At 69.7% G+C, this 16,158-nt stretch carries 11 protein-coding genes; 4 read left to right on the top strand and 7 right to left on the bottom strand.

Annotated elements, in window-relative coordinates:
* Positions 1–394: 394 nt before the first annotated feature.
* From QMK24_RS23720 to QMK24_RS23705, 4 genes are read right to left on the bottom strand one after another with little or no spacing between them, the layout of a single operon-like run.
* Positions 395–1,234: a class II fructose-bisphosphate aldolase gene (locus QMK24_RS23720; protein WP_283468686.1), complete on the bottom strand. Its 840-nt coding sequence runs from the start codon at positions 1,232–1,234 to the stop codon at positions 395–397.
* Entirely contained in the window at positions 1,212–2,147 is a 936-nt protein-coding gene (locus QMK24_RS23715; protein ID WP_283468684.1) for a 1-phosphofructokinase family hexose kinase, read from the bottom strand. The genes QMK24_RS23720 and QMK24_RS23715 overlap by 23 nt, the downstream gene beginning before the upstream one ends.
* Positions 2,144–3,160: an ROK family protein gene (locus QMK24_RS23710; protein WP_283468683.1), complete on the bottom strand. Its 1,017-nt coding sequence runs from the start codon at positions 3,158–3,160 to the stop codon at positions 2,144–2,146. Before QMK24_RS23710 ends, QMK24_RS23715 begins: the two co-directional genes overlap by 4 nt.
* The gene (locus QMK24_RS23705; RefSeq protein WP_283468682.1) at positions 3,153–4,106 is read right to left on the bottom strand and encodes an SIS domain-containing protein; all 954 of its coding nucleotides are present in this window, start codon (positions 4,104–4,106) and stop codon (positions 3,153–3,155) included. Before QMK24_RS23705 ends, QMK24_RS23710 begins: the two co-directional genes overlap by 8 nt.
* 369 nt (positions 4,107–4,475) lie before the next feature.
* Here QMK24_RS23705 and QMK24_RS23700 point away from each other — a divergent pair, with 369 nt between their 5' ends.
* Entirely contained in the window at positions 4,476–6,464 is a 1,989-nt protein-coding gene (locus QMK24_RS23700; RefSeq protein ID WP_283468681.1) for an alpha-galactosidase, read from the top strand.
* Between the two features lie 128 nt (positions 6,465–6,592).
* On the top strand, positions 6,593–7,351 hold the full coding sequence (locus QMK24_RS23695) for a DeoR/GlpR family DNA-binding transcription regulator (RefSeq protein WP_283468677.1): 759 nt from the start codon (positions 6,593–6,595) through the stop codon (positions 7,349–7,351).
* A 323-nt stretch (positions 7,352–7,674) separates the two neighbouring features.
* On the opposite strand, the gene QMK24_RS23690 is transcribed toward QMK24_RS23695, so the two are convergent.
* Positions 7,675–8,307, bottom strand: coding sequence for a tetratricopeptide repeat protein (locus tag QMK24_RS23690; protein ID WP_283468740.1), 633 nt, complete (start codon positions 8,305–8,307; stop codon positions 7,675–7,677).
* A gap of 80 nt (positions 8,308–8,387) precedes the next feature.
* Here QMK24_RS23690 and QMK24_RS23685 point away from each other — a divergent pair, with 80 nt between their 5' ends.
* Entirely contained in the window at positions 8,388–9,305 is a 918-nt protein-coding gene (locus QMK24_RS23685) for a hypothetical protein (RefSeq protein ID WP_283468748.1), read from the top strand.
* 1,063 nt (positions 9,306–10,368) lie between these two features.
* Here the strand turns inward: QMK24_RS23685 and QMK24_RS23680 are convergent.
* Both QMK24_RS23680 and QMK24_RS23675 read right to left on the bottom strand, forming a co-directional pair.
* Positions 10,369–11,946 (bottom strand): hypothetical protein, encoded by a 1,578-nt coding sequence (locus tag QMK24_RS23680; RefSeq protein WP_283468674.1) that lies wholly within the window; start codon positions 11,944–11,946, stop codon positions 10,369–10,371.
* Between the two features lie 41 nt (positions 11,947–11,987).
* Positions 11,988–14,633 (bottom strand): hypothetical protein, encoded by a 2,646-nt coding sequence (locus QMK24_RS23675; RefSeq protein ID WP_283468671.1) that lies wholly within the window; start codon positions 14,631–14,633, stop codon positions 11,988–11,990.
* Positions 14,634–15,577: 944 nt separating this feature from the next.
* Between QMK24_RS23675 and QMK24_RS23670 the strand changes: the two genes are divergently transcribed.
* Positions 15,578–15,976, top strand: a complete 399-nt coding sequence (locus tag QMK24_RS23670) for an ArsR/SmtB family transcription factor (RefSeq protein WP_283468669.1) — start codon at positions 15,578–15,580, stop codon at positions 15,974–15,976.
* The last annotated feature ends 182 nt before the right edge of the window (positions 15,977–16,158 follow it).

Below are 16,158 nucleotides of genomic sequence, written 5' to 3'. Positions count from 1 at the left end.
CCGCGTGGCAGCGCGGCTACGACCCGCCCGTTCCGGGCGTCCTGTAGCCGCGCTGGCCACTGCATCCCGAAGCCGTAAGAGTCCCTTCAGCGGGCGTGGAGCCCCTTGGACGGCGACGCCGCCATCAGGCACCTGTAGGACCTACCGGTCACCGATGTGGGCCGGCCACCAGAACTGCGGCCGGCCAACGTCTTCTGGGACTGCGAAAGCGCGGCCTACCGTCAGGTGCTCACGTGGATCGGCGGCGACCCGGCCACCCGCGCGGTAAAGGCCGCTTTCCAGCGAGCGACCAGCGAACCCATGGTGGAGCTGCCGGCCACCGGCCACGACTGCGAGGGCACCTGGCGCGTCGTCGTCTACATCTGCAGATGGAGAGGCGTCCGTCGCACCCTGTTCAGGATCCGCCGGCCAGAACCCGCAACAGGCGTGCGACCTCCACCGCGACCGAGTCCCGGGCCGGACCGAGGTACTTGCGGGTGTCGGACACCCCGGCATCGGCGTCGAGATACGCCCGGACCACCCGGGTGAACGCCTTGTTGAGGTGGGTGGAGATGTTGACCTTCGTCATTCCCGCCGCGACCGCCCGGATGAGGTCCTCGTCGCCGACTCCGGAGGAGCCGTGCAGGACGAGAGGGACGCTCACGGCGTCACGCAGACGGGTGATCAGGTCGAAGTCGAGGACGGCGTCCCTGGTGTGCATCGCATGGGAGCTGCCCACCGCCACGGCGAGAGCGTCGACCCCGGTGGCGGCGACGAAGTCACGTGCCTCGTCCGGATCGGTGCGGACTCCCGGGGCATGGGCACCGTCCTTGCCGCCGACCTCGCCGAGCTCGGCCTCGACCCACACCTTCCGGCTGTGGCAATGGGCCGTGATCTCCCGGGTGGCGGCGACATTCTCGGCATAGGGGAACTTGGCGCCGTCGAACATGACCGAGGTGAAGCCGAGTTCCACCGCCTCGTGCACGAGGCCGGCGGATTCCGCGTGGTCGAGATGGACGGCCACCGGGACGCTCGCGGCCCGCGCGATGGCCAGGGAGGCGAGGCCGATCGGTTCGAGGGAGCCGTGGTAGCGGGCGGTGTTCTCGCTGATCTGCAGGATCACCGGACGTCCGGCCGCCTCGGCGCCGGCGACGATGGCCTGGGCGTGCTCCAGCTGGATGACATTGAAAGCACCTACCCCCACGGTCCTCGCGGCCGAGTCGGCGGCGATCTCATGGGTGGCTGCGAGCGGCATGGACTTCCTCCACGGGAACGGTGGTACGGAAACGGCGGTAGGCGTCGGTATCGAAGTCGCCTGCCGTAGGACGCAGGACGGCCGCAGCCGACAGGGCGACGGCCTCGCACAGGATGGCGGGCCACGGTGCGCCGGTGGCGATCCCTGCCGCGAGCGCTGCGACGCAGGCGTCGCCCGCACCGGTCGGGTTGCCGGTCAGCCGCTCGGGAGGCGTGGCACGCCAGGTGCCTCGCGGGGTGATCGCGTGCAGCCCGTCGGGACCGCGAGAGGCCACGACGGTGCGGGCGCCCATCGCCCGCAGGCCGGCCGCCGCGGCCGCGATGTCCTGGCGTCCGGTGACGGCGGCGAGTTCATCGGCGTTGGGCTTGACCACGTCGGGGCCGACGGCCAGCGCGTCACGCAGCGCGGGTCCGCTCGTGTCCAGGATCGCGGCGACGCCTCCCTCGTGGGCAAGGGCGACGAGGTGTGCGTACGCGTCGGTCGGCAGGCCCGGTGGAAGGCTGCCGGAGAGTACGACGACGTCGGCGTCGCGCAGCAGTCGTGCGTACTGCGCGGTGAAGGCTTCCCACTCGTCGGTCGTCACGAGCGGTCCCGTCTGGTTGAACACGGTGGCGTCACCGTCCTCGCGGGAGACGACCGTGAGGGTGCGCCGTGATTCGCCCGCCACGGGAACCAGTTCGTCCCGCAGGCCGACTGCTCGTAATTCGCCGCGCAGCCGGTCGCCGGTGTCGCCGCCGGAAAGGCCGGTCACGACCGCCGGCCAGCCCAGGGCGGAGAGCACCCGGGCGACGTTGATGCCCTTGCCACCGGCGCGCTCGTGCACGGTGTCGACGCGGTGCGAGGTACTGGGCACGAGGTTGTCGACAATGTAGGTGACGTCGAGGGCCGCATTGAGCGTGACGGTCAGGATCACCGGGACCCGCCCCCCGCCGAACCGGCCGTGGCGCCGCGCATGGCGAATTCCACGGCTCCTGTTCCGGTTCCGGCGACGCGCGTGGCGGAGTCGACGGCCTGCCACGCGTACAGACCGGCGCCCAGGCAGCCGGCCATGTCGCCCAGTGCCGCGCGCACGACGGCCGGCCGGCGCTGGAACGTCAGCCGCTGGGCCAGGCGGGCACGGACCGGTTTCAGGAGAACGTCGCCCGCCTGGGCGAGGCCGCCGCCGAGGACGACCAGCTCAGGGCCGAGGAGCGAGGACGCCGTCGCCAGGGCCGACGCAAGCGCGTCGACCGCACGGTCCCAGACCGCGATGGCGTCGGTGTCGCCCTGTGCCACGAGAGCGGACACCTCGTCGGCGCCCTGGACGGCACGGCCGGACCGAGCGGTGAAGGCTGCCCTGATCGCGACCGCCGATGCCACCGTCTCCAGGCATCCGCGGCCGCCGCACTGACACTTCGCGCCGCCGGGATCGACGACCACGTGGCCGAGTTCGCCCGCGTGGCCGCCGGCCTGAACGGGCCGCCCGTCACTGATGACGGCAGCGGCGACTCCGGTGCCGATGGCCACGAAGAGCACATCGCGGGCGCCGCGGGCCGCTCCCAGGACACACTCCGCGAGCCCTCCGGCACGGACGTCGTGCCCCAGCGTCACGGGGAGCCCGGTGCGCCGTTCGAGAAGCTGCGCGAGCGGGAGGTCGCGCCAGCCGATGTTGGCGGAGTAGACGGCGTGGGCGACGTCCTCGTTCACGAGGCCGGGGACGACGACGCCGACCCTGCGGACCAGCAGTCCTTCGTCGCCGGCCTGCCGGGCGAGGGCTCGAAGCGTCTCGGTGACGGCGTCCACCACCGCTTCCGGCCCCGAGGCCCGGGGCGTCGGCCGGCGCACGGTCGCCAGCAGCAGTTCCCGGTCGAGGAGCGCCCCCTTGATGCCGGTGCCGCCGACGTCCAAGGCGATCACGCACTCGCCCGCGTCGTGGCCCTCACGCATGGTGGCCTTCCAGGACGACCGATCGGGTGAGGTTGCGCGGCCGGTCCGGGTCGTAGTCGCGGGACTCGGCGATGGCGACGGCCAGTCGCTGGGCGCGCACGAGGTCGGCCAGCGGGTCGAGGTGTCCGGCCCCGTTCTGGGACTGGGCGACCAGCGTGCCGCCGACCCGGGCGACATCGTCCGCGAGACCCTGCGGCAGCGAGCCGAACATCCACGCCACGCGTCCCGGCCCGGTGATGCTGATCGGTCCGTGCCGGTACTCCATGGCCGGGTACGCCTCGGTCCACGCGCCCGCGGCCTCTCGCATCTTCAGCCCCGCCTCCAGCGCCAGACCGTAAGTCCAGCCGGTGCCGAGGAAGGTGAACTGCTCGGCTCCGCACACCTCGGCCGCCAGTTGCTCGGAGACGGCCCGTTCGGCGTCCCGGGCGGCCTCGGCGAGGGACCGTACGCCTGGCGGCAGCGCATCCTCGGCCTCCAGATGGGCACGGAGCAGGGCGAGCACGGTGGTGGCGAACCGGGTCTGCACGACCGATTCCTCATCGGCGAAATCCAGAACCACCAGGGAGTCGGCCGCCGTCATCACGGGAGTCACGGGGTCGGCGGTGATCGCGGACGTGGGCACCGCCGCGTCGCGCGCCCGGCCGAGCAGGTCCAGCACTTCGGTCGTGGTGCCGGAACGGGAGATCGCGAGGATCCGGTCGTAGCGGCGCCCGCCCGGAAACTCCGAGGCGGCGAAGGCGTCGGTCTCGCCATGGCCGCCGCTCTCGCGCAGCGCCGCGTAGGACTGGGCCATGAACCAGGAGGTGCCGCAGCCGACGACCGCCACGCGCTCGCCCCGGCGGGGGAGGGCGGCGGCATGGGCGGGGAGCGATCGGGACGCCTGCCGCCAGCAGGCGGGCTGGGTGGCTATCTCGACGGAGGTACGGGAGGGGGTGGCGCTGGGCATGCGACGCTTCCTTCAGAGGTGGTGATGACGGCATTCGGGCCATGGATGCTCGAATCTGACTCAATGATGTGCTGATCGAGCAAATGTGAGCAACTCTGCGGTGTCGCGGAGTATTCACGAGCTGGGCGCCCAGGTCCAGTAGCCGTTACCTGAATGTTGCGAACCACCAGGCCGTGAGGGTGCCCTGCCCAGGTGGAGGGGCGCGGCGCCGGTTGCTGCCGCGGGTCCGGCGGCTTGCGCCGCAGACGATATTCGATTGCGCGTAATTGTTGACGCAGTGGCAACTTTGAGCAGATTATGTCAATCGCTCGTAGCGCCCCGACTGCCCGTGCCGTACGGCGACCCCCCACCCCGAAGGAGCCACCCATCGTGGCAAGCAGACTCCTCCGCAGACCGCTCACCGCGTTCCTGAGCGCGGCCCTGATACCCGCCGGCTGTTTCCTGGGCACCGGCCCGGCCGCCGCGAATGACGGCGAGAACCAGCAGGCGGCGAACTACTCGTCCGCGGCGACGCCCAGCACGCCGATCGCCGCTCTGCCGCCGATGGGCTTCAACAACTGGTCCCGTGCGACGTGTGCGCCCCAGGCGCCGCTGGACGGCTCCAGCCGGCTGGACTACTCCTTCCAGCAGTACATGAAGGACAACGCCAAGGGCCTGTCCGACACCGGCCTGATCGCCAAGGGGTACCGGACGATCACCGTCGACGACTGCTGGATGTATCGCAACAGCTCCGGCTACCTGCACGGCGGGCTCAACTGGGGCGGCGCCACCGACGTCCGCGACACCACCAAGCAACCCGGCTTCGACTACGAGCTGACCGCCTACGGCGACTACCTGCACGGCCTCGGTGCGAAGTTCGGCATCTACGAGACCTCCGGCACGCACACCTGCAGCACCGCCACACCGACGGCATCCAACCTGCCCAACGGCAGCGAGTACTACGAGCAGAACGACGCCAACTCCTTCGTCTTCTGGGGTGTCGACCAGCTCAAGTACGACAACTGCGGCGACCAGGAGCCGGTCCAGATACTCGACACCCGCATGTCCAACGACCTGAGGACCGCGGTCACCTCGGCGGCCAACGGCGGCAGGGCGACGCCCAACATCACGTTCAACATCTCCGCCCCGGCCGGATACGGGAACGGCTCCACGAAGTTCGCCTCGATGAACTGGGTGCGCGGGCTCGGCCAGCTCTGGCGGGTGGGCCCGGACATCTGGAACTACGGTGACGGCAAGAATCCGTGGAACGTGCCGTTGGCCGGCTACAACTTCGGCGCGTACCAGAGCTTCGACAACACCCTGGAGCTCAGCCGTTACCAGGGGCCGGGCAACTGGAACGACGCCGATATGTTGCTGATCGGCGACAACGGCATGACGACCGCCGAAGAACGCAGCCAGATGGCGCTGTTCTCCGCACTCGCCGCACCACTGGTGATCAGCACGGATGCCCGCAAGTTCCAGCCGTCGTACATCACCGCCCATCCCGCGGAAGCCGCGCACCTGAACGCGTCCGTCGCGATTCTGGGCAACTCCGACGTGATCGCGGTGGACCAGGACCCGCTGGGCGCCGGCGGTTACCGCGTCTCCGGTGGCGCGGCCAACACCGACGGCTCACCGGCTGCCGCCAGCGGTGTCGATGTCGTCCTCAAGCCCCTGGCCGACGGCAGCAAGGCCGTGGTCGTGCTCAACAAGAGTTCCGCGGCCACGAACTACTCGCTCTCACTCGCCGGCCTCGGCTTCACCACCGCCGGCTGCGGCTACGACGTCCGCGACCTGTGGGCGCACAGCAGCAGCACCTCGACGGGCTCGGTGCCGCTCACACTCGGCGCGCACGACAACGCGATGCTCAAAATCGCTCCTCAGGCCGGCTGCGGCAGCTTCACCCCGAGCGGACAGATCACCGCTTCCCGTGATAACTGGGGCAAGACGTCCCTGTGCCTGGACAACTACCGCTCCGGCACCGTCACCAACAACCCGGTCGACCTCTATCCTTGCACCGGCGGTTCCAACCAGCAGTGGCGGCGCAACTCCGACGGCACGATCCAGCTGCTGCAGTCCGGTAACTCGAACCTCTGCCTGACCGCCCAGAGCGGTACGACGACCGGAGCGATCAACGGGAAGTCCGGTCGGTGGGCCGGTGTCGCCCCGTGCGGATCCGCCGCCGGATCCCAGACCTGGACGTACAACCGGGACGGAAACCTCAAACTCAGCGGCACCGCCACGTGCCTCGACGTCTACGGAGGGGCGACGACCACGAGCGGTACGCCCATCGACCTGTACACCTGCGGAACCGCCCCCAGCTCGATCCAGACCAACCAGAGCTGGGCAGCTCCCGTCGCCACACCGCCGGCCTCCTGACCTGACGGCGATCGGCTCCACCTGAGGGGTCCGCGGCGATGTCCAACGCCACGGACCCCCCTGCCGCCCGCCGTGCCGCCGACAGGATTGCTCATCTCACTGCTCTGACCTGGAGCTAGACTCCCCTCATGCTCAAAGTTGACAGAATCGCCCGTATCCTTGATCACGTTTCCAAGGAGGGCAGTGCCGACGTCCATGTGCTCACCGAGCTGCTCGGGGTGTCGGGGGCGACGGTCCGGCGCGATCTGCAGACGCTGCACGAGCAGGGACTCCTCCACCGCACCCGCGGCGGCGCGGTGACCGGCACGTTCAATCTGGAGCTGCCGTTGCGCCACCGTGCGGGACGCCAGCAGTCCGAGAAGCGGCGGATCGCTCTCGCCGCGGCGCGCCTGGTCCCGGACGGAGCGGTGGTGGGTATGACCGGGGGCACCACGGTCACGGAGATCGCCCGTGCGCTGGGCGAGCGAAGCGGCATCACCGTCGTCACCAACGCGGTCAACATCGCCGCCGATCTGATCGCCCGGTCCGAGATCCGTCTCGTGGTCGTCGGCGGGAACGCCCGGACGGCCAGCTACGAACTGGTGGGGCCGGCTGCCGAGCGGATGCTCGCCCAGTACAACCTGGACATCGCCTTCATCGGTGTGGACGGCCTGACCCCGAGCGAGGGCTGCACCACGCACGACGAGATGGAGGCCCACACCGACCGGGCATTCCTGCGCAGCAGTGCGCGCTCCGTGGTCGTCGCGGACAGCACCAAGATCGGCCGGGTGACCTTCGCGGAGATCTGCCCGCTCGCCGACATCGACGACCTCGTCACCGACGACGGCCTCGACGAGGCACAGGAGCAGGCCATCGTCGAGCGCGGTGTCCGGGTGCTGCGGGCCTGACCGGCCCGCCCGAGGTTCACCACGCGACGGCCAGATCCCGGCCCGACCCGGAAGCCCGCGTCCGTCGAGCCGCCGCCAACCCCCGCCTCCCTCTTGGCCTCATCCCGACACTTCTGGAATGGCCCGAAGGCGTCGAAGGGGGCCACGTCGCCCGGGGGAACACGCTCGCAGGGATTTCGGCGTGGCGATCCCTGTTCGCGATCCGTGCCATTCCAGGCCGACCCGGAAGCTGACTTCGAGGGAATACCTCGCCTGCGCCAGCGAGGCCTGCAGGGGCCACCGTCGCCCTCACATCGCACCCTCCTGCGTCCCGGCCCCGGTCATCAGGTCCCCTTCCTGCAGTTGGATCTCCTTGACATACGGCGAGCTCTCGCCGGGTCCGAATGCGGCGAGGTGCGCTCGCCAGCCGCGAGAGCGCCGTCGGTGTCGTCCAACGCGTAGCGGCTGACGCCGCGCCGGTAGAGCAGGTCGGGATCCAGGCCGCCGACGACGGCGACGGCGATGTCGAGATCCTCGATGGCGCGTTGGTGGTCACCGACGTGCTGCAGCGCGACGGCGCGGTTGGCCCGCAGAGCGGCGTCATCCGTGATCCGGATCGTCCGGTCGAGGTCGTCGACCGCTTGTGCGGGCCAGCCTGTGGAGTATGCCAGCACGGCGCGGTTGGCCCATGCCGCGACGAAGGCCGGGTCTTCCCGCAGGGCGGCGGTGTAGCTCGCGTATGCGGCCTCGGTGTCGTCGCAGTCCGCGAGCAGCTGCCCCCGCGCGGCCAACAGGTGTGCGTTGCGCGGATCCAGGGCCAGGCCCTGATCGATGTCGGTGCGGGCCCGCTCCACCTCACCGCGCGCCAGGAGCAGGTCGGCGCGGTTGAGGAGCGAGTCGACGTGGTCGGGCTCGACGTCGAGCGCGTAGTCCAGATCGAGCAACGCGGCGTCGTCCTCTCCCAGTTCCCGCAGCAGATCCGCCCGGTTGAAGTGTGCCTCGTGGAAGGGCGGGGGCTCAGCCGGATCGCGGTGGCGTAGTCCTCGAGGGCCTGCGGGTGCCGGCCGACGGCGCGGTGTTGCGCGGCGCGTTCGAAGTAGTAGTCGCCGTAGTCTGGATCGCGGCGGATTGCCTCGTCGTAGTCCAGCAGCGAGGCGGCATGGTCCCCGCGGGCGCCTTGAACCTGAGCACGGTTGTACAACAGCACGGAACGGTCCAGGAGTTGCTCGTCCGGCCCGAAGTCGGAGTCGGTGATCTCCATCGCCTCGTCCACGAGCGCCAGGGCGCCGTCGATGTTCGCCCGGTGCAACTCGACGAGGGCCCGTGCGTTGCGCATGAATGCCATGACCAGCACGCGCCGGTTCGGATCCGGGTGGAGGTCGGCGATCGAGATCGCGGTGTTGGCCCAGGACAGCGCCAGATCCTCGTCGTGGATGTCCTTGCGCAGGAAGCGGGTGTAGAGCATCGTCATCAGGTGGCTCGTGCCCATATGGATGTCGGGGCCGGTGGAGCCACGCCGCATCTCCTCGAAGTAGCCGATGGCTTCCTCGGCCCGCCCCAGGTAGGAAAGACACGCGCCGACCTTGTGGGTGCAGTTCCAGTACGCCTTCGGCCGCTCGGCACCCGAGACGAGCCTGCGCCCGCGCAGTGCGAGCTCCACTACCGCCTCGTAGAAGCCCACCGCGAAGCACTCGTTGACGGCCGCGACGAAAGCCTCCACTCCGGCGCCGGCCGGGTCGGTCCCGTGCTCCAGGCGGTAGGGGATGGCCCCGAGCCGCAGGGTCGGTTCGCCGAGGGCGGTCAGTTCCCCTGCGCGGGCGGTGTGCGGGCGGGCCCGCTCCTGCGGCGGCAGGTCGGCGTAGGCGCGAAGGAAGGACGGGTCCCGGCTGATGCCGTCGGAATCGATGAACAGCTGTGCGTGGTCGGCGCCGGGCGGCAGTTGCGACTGGGCGCGGGGCCGCGACGTGACGCGTAGCGCGCCGGCGGCCAGGGCCCGCCCCAGAGGGTCGTCAGTGACGCCGCCGGTCTCCGCGGCAATGGCGTTGTCCACGACCACGGTCAGCAGGCCGGGGTCGCAGCGGCGCAGCAGGACTCTTACCAGGTCGCGGTCGGTGGGGTCGGCGTCGGCCGAGTCCTGGAACGCGATGACCACTCCGCCAGGATGCTTGACGCGGGCCCGTTCCATCAACAGCTCCGCAACACCGTGGGCGATGCGCAGCGCGCGCGTCGCGGAGTAGAACCGGGTGCGTTCCTTGGCGTCGGCGAGGTTGGTGAGCGTCTGCGGCGGCGTCGGGACGATCGAGGTGAGTTCCGGAGCGATGGCGATGACCTCGGTCGCCCGCGCCGCCACCATCTCGGCGTCTTTCTCCAGCAGTTCGGGCACGACACGTCGCAGCAGGAATCCGGCGCCGGTGTACGGCCCGCGCAGCCGGCGGTGACACCGCACGTCGAGGTCCGATTCCGGCGGCGGCGGAAGCTCGCCGTCCGCCCAGGTGTCCGCGGTCGGGACGGACCAGCATCCCCGCGAGGAACGGCAGATATCGCCGCCGCCTTTCCACGCTGAACAGGGAGTCCAGCCGGGTCTCCGCAACGAGGAAATACAGCCGCCGACCGATCCCGAGCGTCGAGGGCAGACCCAGCCGGCGCCCGGCCAGCGCATGAAATCCCTCGTGCACGATGATGCAGGGGATCGCCGCCGCGAATATGGTGATCGAGATCAGCGAGAGGTAGCTGGTAGAGAACACGTGGTGGTAGGAGGGCCGCAGCACCGGCTTGTTCACCATCGCCACGACCGCGGTCACGCTCATGCGGCGGCGCCTCTCTGGTCTCGGCGTGAAGCGGGGTCGGAGCCGCGCCCCCGACGGGAGCCCGACTCCGACCGTGGTGTGTTACTGCGCGGAGATTCCGGAGCATTTACTTCCGTTTTCTCGGATCCGCGGTCCATAGGCGAACCATGCGGCAGCCCCGCCCCGCCACCGGACCACGAAGAAGCCGGTACCCGCCGCGCAAGGCCAGGGCACCGGCTTCGTTTCCGTCGGTTAGTTTCCGGCGGGCACCCCTAGCGGGCTGAGAGCAGCGCAGTGGCTGAAACCCACCTTGGGTGTGGCGTGGTGCGCGTCAGCGAGGAACGGTGTGCCGACGGCCGGGTCGTTGCCGATGTAGGCGTCGTCCAGTTCGATGACGGACCATGCCTGACCGTGCAGTTCGCGGGCCCCGCCGATACCCCGCGTGGCGGGGACCGTGCGGTCGACCGTCACTCCCTCGCCGCGCAGCCTTCTGAACAGCGGGTGGTCGCTGGTTTTGGGATCGGGTGGCACGCGCCCGCTCGAGTGGATCAGCCGCAGTGTGCGGGCGCCGCCGGGTCGGTACCAACCGCCGAGCAGATCGAGGTAGTTGGCCCAGCCCCCCGTGGCCGGGTGGAAACCGTCGAGGTCCCACACCTCCTGCCAAGCGGCGCCGAACGCGGCCTCGGCGCTGCCGCCTCCCGAGGCGCCAGGACTGGTTGGGCAGCCCCAGTAGCGCTGCGGGAAGCCCTGCAGCGTCCACTTGCCCATGACGGATTTCACCGGGGCGATCCCGGTGCTGAAGCCGCTGACCACCACCCGGCCGGGGCGCGGCGGCACGCCGAAGTCCGACGCCCACACGCCGGCTCCGGGGGAGCGGAGTGAGCCGCCGGCAAGCCACATGGTGCGGTCGAGTCCGCCGAGGGTGGTCAGGCCGAGGTTGCTCGAGCGGCACTCGCGGTGCAGGAACAGCGCCACCTCGCGGCATAGCCGGAACAGGCCCTCGGCGGAGGTGAACGGTCCCCAGTCGCCCGCCTTGCAGATCGGCATGACGGCCACGGCCTGGCGGCGCCGCGCGGCGAGGTTGTACGCGAATCCGTACTCCTGCATCAGGTATTTCGTGCCGAGGGACATGTATGCCTGGTCGCCGGGGCTCGCCCCCTTGGTGATGCCGAAGGGGTAGCGGGCGGAGTACGCGCCGGTGTGCGGTGTGTAGAACACGACCATGTCGAGCGCGTCGAGCGGAGTGCCGTGGTTGATGTTCGGCGACCAGACCGCTACGGCGTACTGGGGGTCGGCGGGCGCGGCGGGATACAGGAGCCAGAAAAACCGGCCCAGAGCCGCGGTGTCGGCGGGTGGTTGTGCGGGTTTGCTCTGGAAGCGCCGCCAGCCGACCGTGCCGGAGGGCGGCGCCTTGTCCGGCAGCAGGACCGGCTCGGCGAGCTCGACCGCGAGGGGGTCGTGCCAGTGGTACCGGTAGGCCGACAGGTCGGGGTGGCGAGGCGGCTTGAACAGGATCGCGGCATGGGGATCGCCGCCGGCGGCGGCCAGCTTGGCGACCTCCTGGTCGGGCATCAGCACGGTCGGGGCCGCGGCGCACCGGCCGAGGCGGACGGTCAGCAGGGTGCGTTCTGCGGCCGCCGTTCGCTGTACGAGGGCGTTGTTCCAGGTGCCTTGGCGGATGCCGCCCCGGAATTCGACACGCTCGGTGACGTGGAACGGATGGGACACCACGAGCGTGCGGCCGGTCGCCGGATCCCTGTCCAGCGTGATGGTGCCGTCGGGGCCGGTGACGGCCGTGGTGCTGTCGAGCACGACCATCGCGCTCTCCACCGGGACACCATTTGCATCGAGGACGGCCACCGCCACGCCACTCACAGCTGCTGCCCCGTCCTGGGGTCGTAGTCGACGTCCACGGCCACGATCTGGTCGGTCGGCAGCACCTCCGTCCACTGGTCGAAGACCTGGTAGGGCGCGGCGGGGCGGAACCCGCCGTCCAGCGGATCGAACCCGGTCTCGAACACCTTCTCCGTCGCGCGGGTGCTCGCGATGTCGGTGTTGGACGCCTCAAGGGCGGTGGCCAGGACCTGGAGCACCTGACGGAATGTCTTTCCCTGCCAGTCGGCGGGATCGCCCGGCTGCATCACATAAGGGGTTTCCAGGGATGACTCGCCCTCGACCTTGGCATCCGACAGCCAGGCGAGCGCCGCGAGTTCCTGGCCCGGCCGCACCGGCAGAACTGCCTTGGCCCACGCCGCGTTGAGGAACTCGTTGCGACGCACGTCCCCGTCGATCTGGATCAGCCAGCCCAGCGAGCTGCCGTTGGGAGCCGGTTGGGTCTGCTCGGTAATCAAGTAGTCACTGCGCCACCGCGGGTCGGGCTGCTCCTGGCGGCCCGACGCGTTCTGCGCGTCGGTGCGGGTGTACCAGCCGGCGACGGTCTGGCCGGTGAGATCGGCGGGTGGGCCCGCGGACTCCCACGGGGGCTTGGGTACGGGATAGCGACCGAGCGTGCCGGTGCCCGCCGACGGAACGGGCAGCTTGGCCTTCCAGAAGTCGGGCGCGACGAAGTACAGCATCTCGTCGACATCGAAGATCTGCCGGATCAGTTCGGAGCCCAGATGGTCATCCGCGAAGATCTCCAGGTTGCGGACGAGGTTGCCGTAGACGGTCTGTCGCTCCTCGCTGCGCAGATCCCCCGAGGGACGCGGACGGGAGCTGCTGACCACCTTGAGGCGATCGCGCACCGCGTTGGCGTACGCCTCGCGCTGAAGTTCCGCGACCTGCGCGTCGTAAGCCGCCTTCGCATCGCCGTTGGCTTTGTCGACCGCGTCCTTCGCCTCCTTCGTCGGCTCGTAGACCATGACGGCGTCGAACGGCATGAACTTGCTGCCGCCGAAGTTGGCGTAGGTGAGGCGGACGGTGAGGTTGTTCGTGGCGGGGTTCGGATTGGGCAGCAGGTCGGGCGCATCGACGGTGTACCTGACCTGGGCGCCGTGAAAGTCCAGCGAGCCGATCCGGCTCAGGGCGAAACCCGGTGGGGGCGGCGGCAGCGGGTAGTCGAACCGGAACTGGATGATGTCGTTGGTGCCGACATCGGGCTTGAAGATGCCGTGATCGATGTTCTCCTGCTCGGTCTGGTACGTGTCGCCCGCATCGTGATCGTCGCCCTGGTAGAGGACGAACGGCACGGACAAGTGGTAGGTCAGCTGCTGGGATGTCGGATACGGCAGCGCATCGGGCTTCTTGAGGGAGGTGAGGTCGGGCGCAGGGACAACGTGGACCAGTTCCCCCATGCCGAGATCCCGGCCGGGATCCTCCATGTACACCTGCCAGCTCAACCGCGCCCCGATGTGCTGCACCTGCACGCCGACCTTCCGCATCTTGCGGCGCAGCTCGTAGTTGACGAGGCGGTCGGTGGTGTTCTGCACGACGTAGCGACGACTGGTTGTGTCGGTGGACTCGGTGACCGTACGGAACGAGGTCTTGAAATTCCGCTTGATCTCACTGGTGACCTTTGAGCTCTGCGTGCGGGTGTGCTTGTGCGTCTGCTCCGAGGACCGCTTGACCGTGGTCTCCAGGTTGAAGCTCGCACTCGCGTTGGCGTGGTAGACGGGGGTGTCCACCCCGCCGTTGGCGCTCACCCCGAGCTTGGTGTCGTTGGCGTTGTCCTCCTTGACGGCGTCGGCCACGTCGTCCTGTTGGGTCAGACTCTCCTCGACCTTGCGAGAGGTTTCCTCCGACTGCTCGGTCACTTTCTCCACGAGCGTGCGCCGGGTGCTCGTCTCCACGACCTCGACGGTGCCGCCGGGGCTGATCCACAGATGGCCGGCCGGCGGGCCGAGGAAGGTGTCGAACTCGAAGAAGTATTCCCGGAACAGGTTCACAAGACCCACCGGGGACAGCACACCCTGGGTGGCCGCCGCGACGCCCTCGGGCAAGGCATCGGCCGAGAACGCCGGTTCGGCGGCGGCCCGGAGTGAAGCTTGTCGGCCGAACCATCCCGCCAGGGGTTGATAGACCCCGAACAGCTCGCTCGCGTACGGGAGCGAGCCTAAGAAGTCGGCCGCCGGACGGCCGTTGAACACCGGCGGGATCGCACTGCGCACCGGTGCTGCCAGCGAGTGCACGGTGCCGGGCACCCCGCCCGCACCCGTGGCGTAGGGCTGGGGCGTCCACTGTGCGGCGGGAGCGCGCGTCAGTAACTGCACCTCACTGCGGGCCTCGCCGACTGGGGCGACGAACGAAATGGTTTGCGCACCCGGCGTCGTGACCGATCGGCCCGCGTACACGCGGCCAGAATCCGCGTGACGCTGTACGAACGTGCCCGCGAGCTGCGGGACACCCGGGTATCCCGACGGATCCTGCACATCGGTGTCGTCGGGAAAGGCCAGCGCGACCTGCTGCCCGACGGTCAATTCTCCCGGACTGGACGGCTCGACCCGGTACGACCAGACCTGGTAGCCGGAACCGGCCCCGGGTAACTGCGCCCGGCCCGTGAACGTGACAACAACAGTCACCGCGACCCCCCGTGTGTGTACGTGCAACTCCCCTGTGAACGACGGTAGCTCCGCCTGCCACACCCGTATAGGACGCACTGTCGGATTCACACGGAAGGGTGACGGGGCGGAGGAGGCGGAAGGGGAAGGAGCAGGGAAAAGCGCAAGGAAAATGAAGACCCGGCCAGGCCGGCGCCGTCTGAGCCCAACGACAGTGCACCGTGCGTTCGGCGGCCGCGTCGAACCACTTCGGCTCCGGCCGAAACTGCCCTGGACCGGGTGGGCGCTGGCGGCTGATGATGGCCGTGCTCCGACAGGCCGGGGTGCGGACGGGGGACGGATGCTGCGGCTGCATTTCACTGCTGACGATCTCGCGAGGGTCGTGCTCGTCGCTGAGGCGTTGCCCAGGAACTGCGAGACGGTGATGAGCCTGCAGATGCTGTGCCGAACCGATCAGGAGCGTCGGTTCGGGCCGTGGCGGCGGGGTCTGCGCGGGCGACTGCCGAGCGAGGTCCGGCTGTTGTGGGATCTCGTCCCCTCTCGCGGATGGGTTCCGGATTTCCTCACGCCTTACCGCGAGTCCACGGTGGTACCCGCCGCACTGGCCGCGATCCGCGCCACTCCCCGCAGACGGATCGCGGACGACCTGGATCGACTCCGCACCCGCCATCGGCTACCCGGATGGGTGAGCGGTCTGGCCCAGGGCGACCAGGAGGCATTGGGAGCCGTTACCGAGGGCCTGGCTGCCTATCACGATGTCGCCATCGCCCCCCACACGGACCGGATGCAAGCGGCACTCGACGTGGAGCGAGCGCGCGCGGCGACGACTCTCGCCCAGCGCGGGACCGGGGCGCTGCTGGCTTCACTCCACCCTGCGGTGCACTGGCAGTTTTCCGGTTCTGGCGCTGGCCACCGCGATCGACCAGGACATCCATCTGGCCGGGCGCGGGGTGGCTCTTGCTCCGATGATGTTCTGTGGACAGCAACCGCGCCTGCACCTCGGCGATGCCCACGGTCCGCCGGTCCTGGCCTACCCCCTCACCATCGGCCCCGCAGTGGCCGACCCCCGCCCCGACCCTCAAAGCCATCGGCGTCAACAGGCAGCGGCGCTGGCCAAGGTACTGGGCCCCACCCGCGCCATGATCCTGCGCACCGTCGCCACCATGCCCGGAGTCACCACCACGGACCTGGCAACGCGCAGCCGTATTTCTCTGGCCTCGGCGTCGGAACACGCCACCACGCTGCGCCAGGCAAGACTGATCACCAGCCGCCGTGACGGCAACCGCATCCACCACCACCCCACCACGACCGGGACCGTGCTGCTCAACGCACCCGCCAACGCCACCGGCACGATGGGGCGATGACGACCGGCACCCCCGCAGCCGCCCATCCCCGGCACCCAGTCTCTACCTCTCGACACTCAGACGGAACGCCCTGTCAAGCAGCCCTCCAGCAGATCCAGGCCCGCGCCGACGCGGCCGGTGACATCGACACGCGCTCGACGCGGGCACATGTCGGCGGTGGGCGGCGTTGTCGGATTCCTGCT

It is taken from the genome of Streptomyces sp. PH10-H1, assembly GCF_030063355.1.
Classification (GTDB): domain Bacteria; phylum Actinomycetota; class Actinomycetes; order Streptomycetales; family Streptomycetaceae; genus Actinacidiphila.
Note: the sequence above shows the minus strand (reverse complement) of the source record. Positions and strands in the feature narration are given on the sequence as shown.

Coding starts and splice junctions, on each gene's coding strand:
- QMK24_RS23720 (WP_283468686.1), bottom strand. CDS start 1,234: ATGCCGCTCGCAGCCACCCATGAGATCGCCGCCGACTCGGCCGCGAGG.
- QMK24_RS23710 (WP_283468683.1), bottom strand. CDS start 3,160: ATGCGTGAGGGCCACGACGCGGGCGAGTGCGTGATCGCCTTGGACGTC.
- QMK24_RS23705 (WP_283468682.1), bottom strand. CDS start 4,106: ATGCCCAGCGCCACCCCCTCCCGTACCTCCGTCGAGATAGCCACCCAG.
- QMK24_RS23695 (WP_283468677.1), top strand. CDS start 6,593: ATGCTCAAAGTTGACAGAATCGCCCGTATCCTTGATCACGTTTCCAAG.
- QMK24_RS23670 (WP_283468669.1), top strand. CDS start 15,578: ATGATGTTCTGTGGACAGCAACCGCGCCTGCACCTCGGCGATGCCCAC.